We start from the raw sequence: 12,892 nt of genomic DNA, 5'->3' as shown, positions 1-12,892 counted from the left end.
CCGGCGCTACTGCTCGATGAGCACGGGTGGACCAAGGAAGCCGACTCGGTGGCCAGCACGATCCAGCAACCGGAGAAGTACCGAGGCAGCGTCTACTCCACCGCGCTGCAGATGGCTGCGTGCCTGAAGAACGAGAAGATCGCCGCTTGGGTCAACCCCAAGGGTCCGGACGATGACCGCCCGCAGTTCGAGCCGGAGGCGTTCGTGGCCGGCAAGCACACCCTCTACGCGCTGTCGAAGGAAGGGGCCGGCACCGCCGGTCCCCTGGTGACCGCCCTGACGGTGGCCACCGTGACCGCCGCCGAAGAACACGCCGTCACCCAGGCCGGGGGCCGACTGGCCACCCCCATGCTCTGCGTGCTGGACGAGGCCGCCAACGTCTGCCGCTGGATGAACCTGCCCAACCTCTACAGCCACTACGGCTCCCGCGGCATCGTGGTCTCCACGTTCCTGCAGTCCTGGTCCCAGGGCGTGGACGTGTGGGGCGAGTCCGGGATGCGCAAGCTGTTCTCCACCGCCAACGTCGTCACCTACGGCGGCAACGTCAAGGAAGAGGGCTACCTGAAGATGCTTGTCGAATTGATCGGCAAGTACACCTACACCTCGGTCTCCTCCTCGAGGCAGAAGGACTCCGGGTCCACGTCCCGTCAGGACGCCACCGACGACATCATGTCGGTGGCTGACCTGTCCGCCCTGCCCAAGGGGAGGGCCGTGATGTTCGGCTCCGGGGCGAGGGCCGTGCTGCTGCGCACCATCCCGATTGACCACCGCCCCTACGCGGAAGCATCTAGGGCCTCCGCAGAAGCCCACAACAGCCCGACAGTGGCCACCGTCGACCAGGGCGACGAGCCCGAGAAGCCGGCTGGTGAGCCAGCGGCGGCCGCGCCTGCCGGGAACCGGTGGGCGGCGCTGGTGAAGGAGTAGATATGAACTGGGAAGAGGAAGCCGAGGAGGGCAACGAGGACGTCGAGGAACAGCCTCCTGCACAGCTGTTCTACGCGAACGTGGCCCAGTTCGTGACCGAGCAACTGGCGCCCGTGTACCGACGTCAGCTGGACCCTGCGGGTCGCTCGACCACGTTCACCTGGTGCGCCCAGTGGTGGCGACATGAAGAAGCGGTGAGCCGCCTGACGGGGTTGTGGCGGGCGTGGGAGAAGCTACGCACCGACCCATCCACGGGATTGGCCGTGTGGTGGCGCGACTACGCCGACCCCACAATGCGTGTGCTCTTCGAGGAGAAAGGGCCCTTCCACGGTTGCACCCCCAGGACGCACAGCCCCAAGGGAGTACCACTGACCCTGGAACCACCGCCGGAGGGCCTGTTCGACTGATTCACACATTGAGTGTCGATCGCGGGCATCTTCCCCGACCACGACGCGCTCATCCAACTCGTCGGAACCGACGTGGGTGCAAGGGACGAAATGCTTGGTGCGCAGCTGGTGAAGGGCAGAGGTGCGGCGGGCGAGTGGCTCCCAATGTCTGATGCATGCGATTGGATGAACCTTATCGAGCTGATGACGAGAAAGGGCTTTCAGTGAGCGTGAGCATGTACCGCAACCAGTTGGACCGGAAGCGAAAGCAGCGAATAGAGGCGGACAAGAAAGCCGCCGGCTACCGGAGGAAGGAGTCGGCCAAGCGTGCTGACGCAACTAAGGCTCGTGCCTCTGCCGCGAAAGCCAACAGCATCACCACGGTGAGCAGCAAGCAGCGAGAGGCTGGCCGGCGGGAAGGTGAGGCCGCCACAGCTGGCAAGGAAGCCGCCAGGTGGCAGATCAAGGCGGCCGCCTATGCGAAGGAAGAGGCCACGTTGCAGGGCAAGCTCTCCAAGGCGGAGAAGTCGGAAGCGGACGCAGCCGAGCGGCATCGCCAGCGAGAGCAGCAGCAGGCCGATCGTCGTATGGCAGCCGAACGCACCGCGCTGGAGGATCGGATGACCCAAGCAGAGGCGAATGTGGCGGAACTTCGAGAGCTAAGGGAGCCGAAGTCGGAGAAGCTGCGCGTACTCCTTTTGGGGGCATCCGCTGAGGGGGATCTTCGTGTGGGACGTGAGCAGAAGCGCATCCGAGCAGCGGTGGAGTCAGCATTGCACCGAGATCTGGTCGAGCTGGACGTCCGGCCAGCTGCGACGGCGCAAGATCTGCTGGACGGTATCACCAAGTTCCGACCGCACGTCGTGCACTTTTCCGGCCACAGCAACGAGGACCTGATTGTCTTTGAGGGCGAAGAGGACGAGAAGCACGAGGGAGTAGTCGTCACCGCACGAGCATTTGCCAGGGCGGTCAAGGCCACCGACGAACCGCCCCTCCTCGTCCTGCTGAACTCATGTCACTCGGCCGCTCAAATCGATCGACTCGTAGACGATGTGGCCCCCTTTGCTATCGGCATGTCGGATTCGATAGCAGATGGTGACGCCATTAACTACGCCGCGCAGTTCTACGCCGCAGTCGCCAACGGGCACTCGATCAACTCTTCGCACCTCTCGGCGCAGGCAGCGCTCGAGCTGGCCGGTTTGGATGGAGCCGAACTGCCGACCCTCGCATATGCACCGGACGTCGACCCAGCGACTGCAATCCTCGTTCGCCCCGTGGAGTAAGACTGTCGCAGCCTGTTGAGGCGCTCCGCACACCACCTCCTCGAGGCGGGAAGGGAGCTACCAACCCGGGTCTGTGGCCCGGCACGGTTGCATCCCCAGGGAGCACAACCCCAAGAAAGTGCCCTTGACCCTGGAACCACTGCCGAAGGGCCTGTTCGACTGAACGTCACAGCGGAAGGGGCGCAACCTGTCATCTCAGGTTGCGCCCCTTCTCTTGTGCTTTTGGAGGGCCTCAGCCCAGCTCCAGGCCCCTCTCTCGTCCTCCTGCGCGCCCGGTGTTTTTCCGCGCCTTGGGGCCGCGTTGGGTGGACCGCACTGCGTCTATCGGGGGCGTGCCCTGGTCCCGGTCCGCCGCCAGACGTGCCCGCACGCCATCACGGCCTTCCTCGGTCCCACCGAGGGCGTCCATGAGTCGACTAGCGAGGTTAGCGCGCCGGTCCCCGGAGTCCCACAGCTCCTCAGCCTCAGCGGCAGCATGGCGGGCATCGGTGTCGTTCTGGAGATCGCCACGGCCAGCCTGAGCGGCGTTCAGAGCGGCTGCGGAGTGGTCACGCTGGGCGTCCACTGTCTCGCGTGCGGCGGTCTCTTGCTCCGCGGAATCCGTGCGCTGACTCTCCGAGGTACGTTCCTCGAGGTAGTCCTCCACGCTCAACCCGTGGCGCTCCTTCACCTGAGACTCGATTCGTCCTCGCACGGTGCGGGCGACCTCGTCGTGCTGCTCCCACTGGCGGGCCAGCCCGTAGTGGGCAGCGATGTCTTCCGGCTTGGCGTTCTCCCAGAACCGGTCCTGCTCCACCGGCGCGAGCTCGGTGCGCATCACCGCGCGTTCGGCCTCAAAGCGCTCCTCCAGCTCACGCCGCCGGTGCTGCTGCTCCGTGACACGTTGGCGGAGTTGTTCGGCACGCTGCCGGGCCATCATCTCGCCCCAGCGCCCGGCCACGGCCATTGCCGCCTGGAGGTCCCGGGAGAGCAGGTCGTTCACGCCGTCGGGTTGTGTGCTCATTCCTACAGCTCCATTCCGTGGTCCGTGCGGGGGGTGCGGTCAACGTAGGGAGTGAGAACGGCCGTGGGGCCCTGGGTCTCGCGCAGCGCACCACGGTCACGGGTCGGTCCGGCGTGGGAGGCGGTGCGCATCGGGGTGGGCTTCACATCCGGCAGGGGCTCCGCCACGACCGAGAGGTGCTGCTGGAAGGCGTCCACGATCAGCTGCGTCTCGCGCAGCTCTTTGTTGGCCTGGTGCATGTCCTGGAACGCCCGAGTCATCCGCAGCATCTGCTGCATGATGAGCGCCTGCGCCATCGGGGACGGCGCCCGGGTGGCCGCCAGCAAGAAAGCCGTGGTGCCACTGGTGCGCAGCGGCGCCTCCAAAGGCGCGGTGATCTTCACCCCGGACCGGTGTGCCGAACGGGCCAGCACCCGGGCAGTACGTCCCAGCGGCCCCTGGCCGTCCTCGGTCGCGTGCGACCACGCCGCGAACACCCCGGAGGCTTCCCGGGCCGCGTGCGCCCACGACTGGTGATCCTCGGGGGCGATCTTCACCAGCCGCCGGCGGACCTCTTTCAACTCCCCGGCCAACCGCCGGGCCGTCACCTCGTCCAGGGCCGCACCGGGGGCGTCGGGGTGAACGATGCGGCGGTGCCGCTTGGCCGCCATCCACTCCTCCGATGCCTCATGGGCGGACTCGGGGGTGTCCGGCCAGCGGGTGCGCAGCGAGGGGAGGGTGAGGTCCTGGGCGAGCTTGCCGCCACCGAACCACAGCGGCCGCATCCCCTTCGGGGGACGTTCGGCCACGGAGTATCCGGTCACCACCGAGTCGGTGCCAGCGGCGAACCGCGGGTGCACGAGCAGGTTCGCTCGGCGCATCAAACGGACGAACTGCGCCTCGGACTCGGCGGCCACCGCGCACGCCCGCACAGTGCGCTCCAGCGTGAACCGGGCTGGTTCCCTTGTGCTGTCCCGAGCGATCTCTCCCTGCTGCAGCCACCGTTCGGAGTGGTTGCCGAGCTGGATGAGATTGAAGTCCTTCTCGATGCCCCGGGCGACCTTCTGCGCGCGGGCGTAGTCGTTGCCATCGGCCCACTTCGTCCCGTCCTCCCGGATCGTGGAGGCCATGATGTGGATGTGGTCGTTGCCCTTGGTCGAGCGCCCGTGATGCACCGCCACCCACTGGCACGGGGCCTTTGACCCGGCCTCGGTGAAGTCCATCTCGTCCATGAACTTACTCGCGATGTCCGACCATTCTTGATCGGTGACCTCCCGGTCCTGGTACGGGATCGACAATGAGCAGTGCCAGATGTGCTTGGCGTCAGCGTCCACCCCGAACGCTCGGCGGTTCAGGTCGATCTCGCGGGCGATGGACACCGCGGCTTCCTCGCCCAGCTGCGCGTCGTCGTGCCAGGACATGATGAGCGGGGAGCCGCCCACCAGGTGCGGGTCGGTGTGCTCGTTTGACCGGCCCGGGCCCACGAGGTACTTCATCAGCCCGATCGGCTTGTCACCCTTGGTGATGTTCGGGATCACGGGATCAACTCTTCGATCTTGGCCAGCACTTCCTCACTGAACCGCCGAGCCTCACGCATCGTCTCGACCGTCTCGGGAAGGACCTCACCGGTGCTGTTGGCGTGCCGGGCGATCTGGTTCACGTTGTTCGAGATCGTGGCCATCAGCCGGCGCATCGCCAGCAACTCCGCCAGCTGGTTCCGCCGCAGCTGCACCGCCACCGGATCGGCAGAGCCGAACACCGCCTCGACCATCAGCGCCGAGGGCGAGAGCCCGGTCTGCTGCTCCAGCACCATCAACGCAGCACGCTCCGACTCCGACATGGACACCCGGACGTACTGGGTCTTGCCCTCGATCCGCTTCCGTCTCGACTTCCACACATGGCGCGGATTCTCCTGCTCCACCACAGCACCTCCTCTCCTTGCCGGCCCAGCGCAGCGCCCCCACTTTGTGGGCCCCACACGACCAGTGTGCCACCGCAAAGTCCGCGAGGCCAGCAGCGGCCCCCTTTTATGGCACATAAAAGATAGCTTTGCTCCGCGGGGGCGCCACGGGTGCGAAGCGGCGAGTCAGCGGGCGCTTCCTGTGAAACAGACGGTGTGCGTCCGTTAATCTAGGGGCATGGCGAAGCTCACTGACCCCCAGCAAGCAGAAGAAGCCGCGCAGCGGCTGCTCAACGACCGGATGGACTACGTGCGGCGTGCGATCACCGCACGCGGCGCCCTCGACGAGGCCCGCGAGGCCCTCAAGGAGGCCGAGAAGAACGACACGCAGGCGTTCCAGGCCGCCGTGAACAACGGCGGCTGGACCGCCGAGGAGCTACGCAAGATCGGCCTGGCTGCACCCGAGAAGGTCCAGCGCGTGCAGCGGCGTAAGACGGCTAAAAATGGTGTCAGTCCTTCGTCGGACAGTGCTCAGGAGCAGCCGGCGGAGTCGGCTGACGCCGCCTCCTGACGAAGCAAACCGTGGCTGATTTCCTGGCCCCGTGCCCACATGTGCACGGCAAAAGCTCTCTCGCTTCGCGGCTTTTCCCGCACCCATGATGGACAGCGGGGACCCCATCCGACCACCCGCCCACAGCCGGCAGGTCACCTCACGCGCGACCGTGGCACTACCGCTCCCGCCGACTGTGGACGGCTTCCCGAGCACGTGGTCACCACGCAACAAACGGTGCCCGCTCCCCCCGACGGGGAGCGGGCACCGTTCGCCTTAAGGGGTCAAGCGGAGCGAGTGTCTACAGCTCCAGTTCGCCCTTGCGGGGTCGCTGCGCGTCATGCCGTCGCGCCACCTCCGGGGGACGCTCGGAGCCGGTGCCGCCACGCCCGGCACTGCTACGACCCACAATGGGAGCATCGGGGAAGTTGATCCGCATTCTCTTCTTTAACGCCTCCAACTCCGGGTCCAAAGTCGGTTGTGGCGTCTCCTCACCGCGCATCGCGCGCCCGATCCGCTCCACCTCCCAGCGGGCGGCTTCTAGCGCGTCCTGGTGCTTGAACGGCACGTCCAGCGCCTCCCCGGCGTCGACGACTTCCTGCCGGGCCGACGCCAGTCGCGCCTCGCGCTTGGTGACTTCCTCCGGCAGTGCCCGCACCTGGTTCTCCAGTCGTTGGATCATTCCGACACTTGGGTTCAACGACGTCGCCCGGGTGACTTCCACGGCGACACCGGGGGCGTCGTCGATGCGCAGCTCTACCGGGGACGCGCCGAGATCGGCCAGGTTCCCCGGCCGCTGAACGACCCGGATGTCGTGGCCACCGATGCGCCCGGAGACACCGAGGTCGGTCTCCCCGCCCCGGGGCGGGCGTGCGGTGGCGTGCACGCCGGCCCACCGCTGCCACGCCTCCGCCGCGTCGGCGCGCTTGTCGTAGGTGCGCCCGTCGATGGTCATCCGGAACTTCTCACCGCCGAGCTCATCGGTGGTCCGCTGCGCCGCTGCGCGGAGCACGGGGATCTCCTGCTCGAGTGCATCGGCGCGCGCCTGGGCGGCGTCCCTGCGGAACACCAGTGAGGATTGGTTGCGGTGCCAGGCCCGGTTCAACCGCTCCAGCCGGGCGAGCTCCTGGTCGGCTTTCGACTTCTCCAAGATCAGCGGGTTGCCACTGGAGATCGCTTTGACCTCGGCGAAAGACAAGGTGTTGTCCCCGACGTCCTCGATCTCGCGCACGTCCAACCGGCCGCGCATGATCTGGTCGATGAACTTCGACTTCCGCTCCAACGTCTGCCACATGAAGGTGTCGAAGGACCCCTTGGTCACCACCTGGGAGATCGCGACCTCCGGGTTCTGATTGCCCTGCCGGATGATCCGCCCGTGGCGCTGGGCGACATCGGCCGGGCGCCACGGGGCGTCCAGATCCACCAGGTGCACCGCCCTCGCCTGGATGTTCGTGCCCACCCCCATCTTCTGCGTGGACCCGATCAGCACCGCCACCTCCCCGGTGCGCGCGGCCGAGAACAGCCGGCCCTTCTCCGCATCGTTCTTCGCTTCGTGCATGAACCGGATCTTCTCCGCCGGCACCCCACGCTCGGCCAACTGGGCACGCAGTTCGTCGTAGACGTTCCAAGTCTCTGACGGGGTGCCCAGGTCGCAGAACACGATCTGCAACGCCCCCTGGGTGGGGTGCTCCTCCCCGGTGGAGGGATCCGTGAACACGTCGTTCCGGTGCTCCTCGTACACCCGAGCCATCAGGTCCGCGGCGGCGCTGATCTTGGTCTCCGCCACGACCGACCCCAACTCCGGGTCGACCAGGCGCAGATCCAGGGCGGCTTTGCGCCCGTCGGAGCTGATCTTGAGCATGTTGTCCTCGGTCGGGGGCACCAACCGCGCCTGGATCGCCTCGGCCCGCCGACCGATCTCCGCGATGTAGTCCTGCAGCTCCGCAGATGCCTCCACCGGAACCATGCGCGGCAGCCGCTTCCCGTCCTCCCGCACCACCAGATCCGGGGTGGGAAGTTTGAGGTCTTCGGCGGTCTTCACGTCGGCGAAGGTGTGGAACATCTTCAACAGCTCGGGGACGTTCTGGAACTTCGCGAAACGCTCTTTCATCTTGAAGTGGTCCCCGCCGGCCACCGAGAGCTCCATCTCGGACACCACCTGACCGAAGGTCGCCGCCCACGAATCGAAGTCGTGGATCCCGGCCCGCTCCAACAACTCCGGACCCAGATAGCGCTGCATCACATACATCTCCGTGACCGAGTTCGCGATCGGTGTCGCGGTCGCCCCAGTCATCACCCGGTCCCCGTGCTTGCCCCGCAGGTACTCCACCTTGGAATGCAGGTCGCTGGCGCGCTTGGACCCATCGATTGCAGCGTCCTGGATATTGGAGGCGGTGTCGAGGTTCTTGTACTCGTGCAGCTCATCGACCAGCAGATAGTCGATGCCGGTCTGCTCGAACGTGATCCCCGGGTCAATCGCCCGGTCGGCCTTGGCTTTGAGCTTCTCCTCACGGGCCTGGAGCCGGGCTTCCATCCGCTTGATCGACATGGTGTCCGCCCCGCTGGTCGCGGCCCGTTCGTTGGCGGCCTCGAGCTCGGCCCGCTGGCGTGACATCTCGGCCAGGTCGTAAGCGGCCTTGGACTCCTCGGAGAGCTCAATGCGCTCGAACGCGGTGCGGGTCATGATGATCCCGTCCCAATCACTGGCCGCGGCCCTCGCCACGAACACCCGCCGCTTGTCCCCGGCCAAATCCTCCGAGGAGGCGGCGAGGATCTGCGCCTGGGGGTAGAGCTGCAGCCACTCCCGGGAGAACTGATCCAGCATGTGATTGGGCACCACGATCACCGGCTTGCGCGCCATCCCCAGCCGGCGCAGCTCCATCGCACCGATCACCATCTCGGCGGTCTTGCCCGCCCCCACCTCGTGGAAGAGCCCCACCGAGGGCTCCGAGAGCATCCGCGCCACCGCCGCCCGCTGATGCGGGCGCGGGGTGAAGTTCTTCACCAACCCAGGGAAGCTCAACCGTTCCCCCTCGACCGTGTAGTCGCGCAGCACGATGGAGTTGAACCGCCGGTTGTACTCATCCACCAACCCGGCCGCCCGGGCAGGGTCCTCCCACACCCACTCCCCGAACCGTTCCTGCATCAGCGACGCCTTCTCCTGGGCGGCCGTGGTCTCGGTGGCGTTGACCACCCGGCGGTTGCCCTCCGGATCCGACGGGTCAGGGTCGGTGACCTGGATACGGCGCTGCTCGGCCAGGCGCTGAAAGATGTCCCCGGCGGCCATCCGCTCGGTGCCCCAGTCGTTGCGGGCGGCGAAGACATGACGACTGGCTCGCACGTCCCAACTCGCCCCGGAGATGCGGTCCACCCGCGCGGACGGGTCTTTGATGATGTGGCGCAAGAACTGCTCATGGATCTGAGGGGACACCCACACCGCCCCGATCCGGGCCTCGATCTCATCGGCCCCCAACGGGGCCGGCAACACCGCTTCCAGGGCCGCGACGTTGGTCTGGAACTTCTCGTCGGCGGCCGCTGCCGCCCGTGCCGCATCCAGCTTCTCCCGCACGTCCCCGGACAGGTATTCCGCCCTCGTCTCGTAGACCCCAGGCTCCCCGGGAACCTCATAGACCAGCTCCCCCAAGGAATCACGCGCGGCGTCCTCGTTGGTGCCCAGCAGTCGGGCGATGTTGGCCAGGTCCACGGCCCCCAGCGTGTCGAGGGTGACGGCCAGCGCCTCATCCGGAGTCTCCACCCCGAGCACGGGCCGGCGCGGCTGCACCTGCCGCTCCGAGAGTAAACCGGCCGGGGCGGCGGTGCCGGTGCCCTCGTCGAAGTGCTCCAACGCCTTCACCAACGGTCCGAAAGGATCACCGCGCAACAACCGCACCGCAGGCGGGGTAACCCGGGCCAGGATGTCCTCGCCAGCCTCGTTGATCCGGCCGGTGCGGCGTTCGGTGAACCGGTTGATCGCCCCGTAGCGGTCGTAGTAGCTCAGGTAGCTCTCCCGCAGCTGCTCGCGCATGGCGTCGAGCTCCGGGGTGTCCTCGACGTTGGCAGCCTCCAAGGTCAGCACGGCGCGCCCTTGGTCGCGTAGCCCCAGCAAGGCGCGCAGCTCGGCCTGCTGTGTGAGCGGGACCTTCAGCGGAGCGTGCACCCCCTCGAGAGTGACCTGAGTGAAGCCCGCCTGCCCACGGTTGGTGATGTGCCCGACCTGCTCCTGGTCGGTGGCCGGCACCAGAGCCGCGACCTCGAGCTCCTGCTCATCCGTGCGCTCGGCCACCCCGTGTCCAGCGGACACGGCCTTGCCGGTGATCTCCGCCAGCTGCTCGTGCAGCCGGGCCCCGGTGGCCGCCAGGTCCTCCGCGCGCACGGTCAGGGTGGCGGAGCCGTACATGCCATTGCCGATCACCGGCTCACCGAGCACCCGCTCGGGATGCTCAAGGAAGTAGGTGTTCATCCGGCCCTGCTGCCCGTCCAACTCCACTGGGGCGGTCTCCACCCAGGACTGATCCAGGGGATCTTCCCCGGGCAGCCGGCGGCGGAAGATCAGCACATCGGTCAGCGCGTCCGTGCCGGCAGCCCTCCGGTGGGCCCCGGTGGGCAGACGCACCGCACCGAGCAGGTCGGCGGTCTCGGCCATCTCCCGGCGGGCCGCGGGATTCTGCGCATCCAGGGTGAACGCGCTGGAGATCACCCCGACCACCCCGCCGGGGCGGGTCAGGGCCAAGGACTTCAGGATGAAGTGGTTGTGCATCGAATGCCCGGCCGCGTTGTGCCGCGGGTCGTGCAGGGAGTTGCGGGAGAACGGGACGTTGCCCACCGCGGCGTCAAAGGCGCCACCGGGCATCCGGGTGTCGGCGAAAGACTCCGCACGGATCGTGGCTTCCGGGTAGATGGCCTGTGAAATGCCTGCGGTCACCGGGTCCAGCTCCACCCCGGTCATCTGCGCCCCCTCCGGGGCCAGGCCGATGAAGGTGCCGGCACCGGAGCCGGGCTCCAGCACACGCCCACCCGCAAACCCCAGGCCCTCCAGGGCGCCCCAGACCTCGGTGGCGATCGCCGGATCGGTGTAGTGGGCGTTAATCACCGTACGGCGCGCGGCCGCGTACTCGGCCTCATCCAGCAGCTCGCGCAGCTCGGCCCGCTCGGCCTCGTACTCGGTGCGGGACTCGTCGAAGATCTCCGCGACCCCACTGGCACCCCAGGACCCCCAGCGGACCAGCGTGGTGCGCTCGGCCTCGGTGGCGGCCCGCTCCTCGGCCTGCAGAGTGCGCAGCACGCGCAGGGCCTCGAGATTGGCCCGGAAACGGGCCTGGGCACCGGAGGGGGCCAGGTCGTCCTGGGCGCGGGGGACGAAACGCCCCGCGGCCACGGGCTCCAGGGGAGCCGGAGCTACGCCTGCTCGGCCTCCTGCCGGCGCACCTCGTCCCAGTACTCCCGGTCCTCGCGGTTCAGCTGCTGCACGATCCGCAGCCTCCGCGCCACCCCGGACTCCTCCTCGTCCTCCTCTTCCGGTTCCTCCTGCACCGACGGGTCCGGGGTCAGCATCTCCGCGCGCACGATCTCCTCGGCCTGCATCTTCGCCGCGTTCAACCGCCCCCACTTCTCCAGGAAGCTCTCCCCTTTCCTGTCCGGGCCGGCCAGCGCCGTCGTCAGATCCTCCACCCTGATCGAGGCCTCCTCCCCCAGCTGCTCGAACCACTGATCCGGGTCCGGGATCAGGGCGTACTCCGCCGGCGCGGTCGTCTTCCACGCTTCCTGCGCGAACTTGCCGTACGTGTTCATCACGAACCTCCTCAGGTTCCGGGAAGAGAAAGGCATCAATGCTCAGCTGCCCCTCGACTTGTGTCCTTCTGCGGGCTCGGGTCATGGGGGAATCTCCTGAGTGCGATCGGGAATCTCCCTCACACGCTACCCAGCCGCTCCACGGCCTTCTTCTAGAACACGCACCAGCTAACTCCTCTTTTGTTGATATGTCAACATTATGATGAAGCGCTGTCCACTTTCCCATGTCCGCACAAGAAGCGGAGCCGCCTCCTCGCCTGACACGTCAGGCCCATGAGCGTTCATGCCGTCAGCGATACTGGCGGGCATGCACTTCTGTTACGTCGACGACTCCGGGGACTCCCGCAACGGGACGACCCTCACGGCCTTGATCGTGGAGGACCAGTACTGGACCGGCCTCCTCGGGGCCTGGCTCCAAGGGCGACGGGACATCCACCGGGAGTTCGGCGTTCCGAAGAGCAAGGAGATCCACGCGGTGGACCTCTACAAGAAGCGAGGGTCTTACTGTGAGACCCCCGAGCAGGAGAAGAAGTTCGGGGAGAACAACCGGGCCGCAGCCGGCCGGATGCTCCTGAGCGCCCTCAGCAAGCACCAAGACTTCACCGTCGTGACAGTTGCGTCCGCTGAGGTGGTGAAGCCGAGGGTCTACGCCAAGTTCATCGCCTGGCTCGAAGACTGGGCCGCTCTGAACGATACGCATCTGCTGGTGTTCTACGACGGTCAGCAGGGTCTCGGAGCTCCTGGTGAGCCCCTCACCATCGAAGAACAACAGGCCCTTTGGGAGATGGCTGGGCGCGGGGCGACCCCGTACAGAGAAGTCCATCGTGGTCTCGAGCTCGGCAGCCGGCGGATCCTCGAAGACGTGATCATGCAGGACAGCCGGTACAGCCAGTTAATCCAGGCCGCTGACCTGATTGCCTACGGGGCCTACCACAAACATCTCCAGGAGCACCCCGAGATCTGGCGGAAGAGGCCCGGGAAGCCTGTCCCCGCAGCCATCAGGGCGTACATGAAGCTGACTAGACACTGGCCCGAGGACTCTGAGTACGGAGTTCACTGGCTGGACGGTTAACGCAAGAA

General features: G+C 67.0%; 11 protein-coding genes. 6 read left to right on the top strand and 5 right to left on the bottom strand.

Going from position 1 to position 12,892, the window contains the following annotated elements; translation table 11 throughout:
• From RF640_RS14820 to RF640_RS14805, 4 genes are all read left to right on the top strand, one after another.
• The coding region (locus RF640_RS14820) for a type IV secretory system conjugative DNA transfer family protein (protein WP_368828310.1) at positions 1 to 924 on the top strand (924 nt) is incomplete at its 5' end.
• Between the two features lie 2 nt (positions 925 to 926).
• Positions 927 to 1,331 (top strand): DUF4913 domain-containing protein, encoded by a 405-nt coding sequence (locus RF640_RS14815; protein WP_368828309.1) that lies wholly within the window; start codon positions 927 to 929, stop codon positions 1,329 to 1,331.
• A 12-nt stretch (positions 1,332 to 1,343) separates the two neighbouring features.
• The gene (locus tag RF640_RS14810; RefSeq protein ID WP_368828308.1) at positions 1,344 to 1,538 is read left to right on the top strand and encodes a hypothetical protein; all 195 of its coding nucleotides are present in this window, start codon (positions 1,344 to 1,346) and stop codon (positions 1,536 to 1,538) included.
• Complete coding sequence (locus tag RF640_RS14805; RefSeq protein ID WP_368828307.1) at positions 1,535 to 2,593, top strand: hypothetical protein; 1,059 nt, start codon at positions 1,535 to 1,537, stop codon at positions 2,591 to 2,593. Before RF640_RS14810 ends, RF640_RS14805 begins: the two co-directional genes overlap by 4 nt.
• A 232-nt stretch (positions 2,594 to 2,825) precedes the next feature.
• Here RF640_RS14805 and RF640_RS14800 read toward each other — a convergent pair whose 3' ends face one another.
• From RF640_RS14800 to RF640_RS14790, 3 genes are read right to left on the bottom strand one after another with little or no spacing between them, the layout of a single operon-like run.
• Positions 2,826 to 3,596: a hypothetical protein gene (locus RF640_RS14800; protein ID WP_368828306.1), complete on the bottom strand. Its 771-nt coding sequence runs from the start codon at positions 3,594 to 3,596 to the stop codon at positions 2,826 to 2,828.
• Positions 3,597 to 3,598: 2 nt separating this feature from the next.
• Positions 3,599 to 5,113 (bottom strand): relaxase, encoded by a 1,515-nt coding sequence (locus tag RF640_RS14795; RefSeq protein ID WP_368828304.1) that lies wholly within the window; start codon positions 5,111 to 5,113, stop codon positions 3,599 to 3,601.
• Positions 5,110 to 5,499: a MobC family plasmid mobilization relaxosome protein gene (locus tag RF640_RS14790; protein ID WP_368828303.1), complete on the bottom strand. Its 390-nt coding sequence runs from the start codon at positions 5,497 to 5,499 to the stop codon at positions 5,110 to 5,112. The genes RF640_RS14795 and RF640_RS14790 overlap by 4 nt, the downstream gene beginning before the upstream one ends.
• Before the next feature lie 214 nt (positions 5,500 to 5,713).
• On the opposite strand from RF640_RS14790, the gene RF640_RS14785 reads away from it, so the two are divergent.
• On the top strand, positions 5,714 to 6,046 hold the full coding sequence (locus RF640_RS14785; RefSeq protein WP_368828302.1) for a hypothetical protein: 333 nt from the start codon (positions 5,714 to 5,716) through the stop codon (positions 6,044 to 6,046).
• A gap of 280 nt (positions 6,047 to 6,326) precedes the next feature.
• Here the strand turns inward: RF640_RS14785 and RF640_RS14780 are convergent, their stop codons facing one another.
• Positions 6,327 to 11,399: a helicase-related protein gene (locus RF640_RS14780; protein ID WP_368828301.1), complete on the bottom strand. Its 5,073-nt coding sequence runs from the start codon at positions 11,397 to 11,399 to the stop codon at positions 6,327 to 6,329.
• 20 nt (positions 11,400 to 11,419) lie between these two features.
• Entirely contained in the window at positions 11,420 to 11,812 is a 393-nt protein-coding gene (locus RF640_RS14775) for a TnpV protein (RefSeq protein WP_368828300.1), read from the bottom strand.
• Positions 11,813 to 12,119: 307 nt separating this feature from the next.
• On the opposite strand from RF640_RS14775, the gene RF640_RS14770 reads away from it, so the two are divergent.
• Positions 12,120 to 12,884, top strand: a complete 765-nt coding sequence (locus RF640_RS14770; protein WP_368828299.1) for a DUF3800 domain-containing protein — start codon at positions 12,120 to 12,122, stop codon at positions 12,882 to 12,884.
• The last annotated feature ends 8 nt before the right edge of the window (positions 12,885 to 12,892 follow it).

Source organism: Kocuria sp. CPCC 205231, from assembly GCF_040980965.1.
GTDB classification, from domain to species: Bacteria; Actinomycetota; Actinomycetes; order Actinomycetales; family Micrococcaceae; genus Kocuria; species Kocuria rosea.
This window is presented reverse-complemented; position numbering and strand designations above follow the sequence as displayed.

Coding starts and splice junctions, on each gene's coding strand:
- RF640_RS14815 (WP_368828309.1), top strand. CDS start 927: ATGAACTGGGAAGAGGAAGCCGAGGAGGGCAACGAGGACGTCGAGGAA.
- RF640_RS14785 (WP_368828302.1), top strand. CDS start 5,714: ATGGCGAAGCTCACTGACCCCCAGCAAGCAGAAGAAGCCGCGCAGCGG.
- RF640_RS14770 (WP_368828299.1), top strand. CDS start 12,120: ATGCACTTCTGTTACGTCGACGACTCCGGGGACTCCCGCAACGGGACG.
- RF640_RS14775 (WP_368828300.1), bottom strand. CDS start 11,812: ATGAACACGTACGGCAAGTTCGCGCAGGAAGCGTGGAAGACGACCGCG.
- RF640_RS14800 (WP_368828306.1), bottom strand. CDS start 3,596: ATGAGCACACAACCCGACGGCGTGAACGACCTGCTCTCCCGGGACCTC.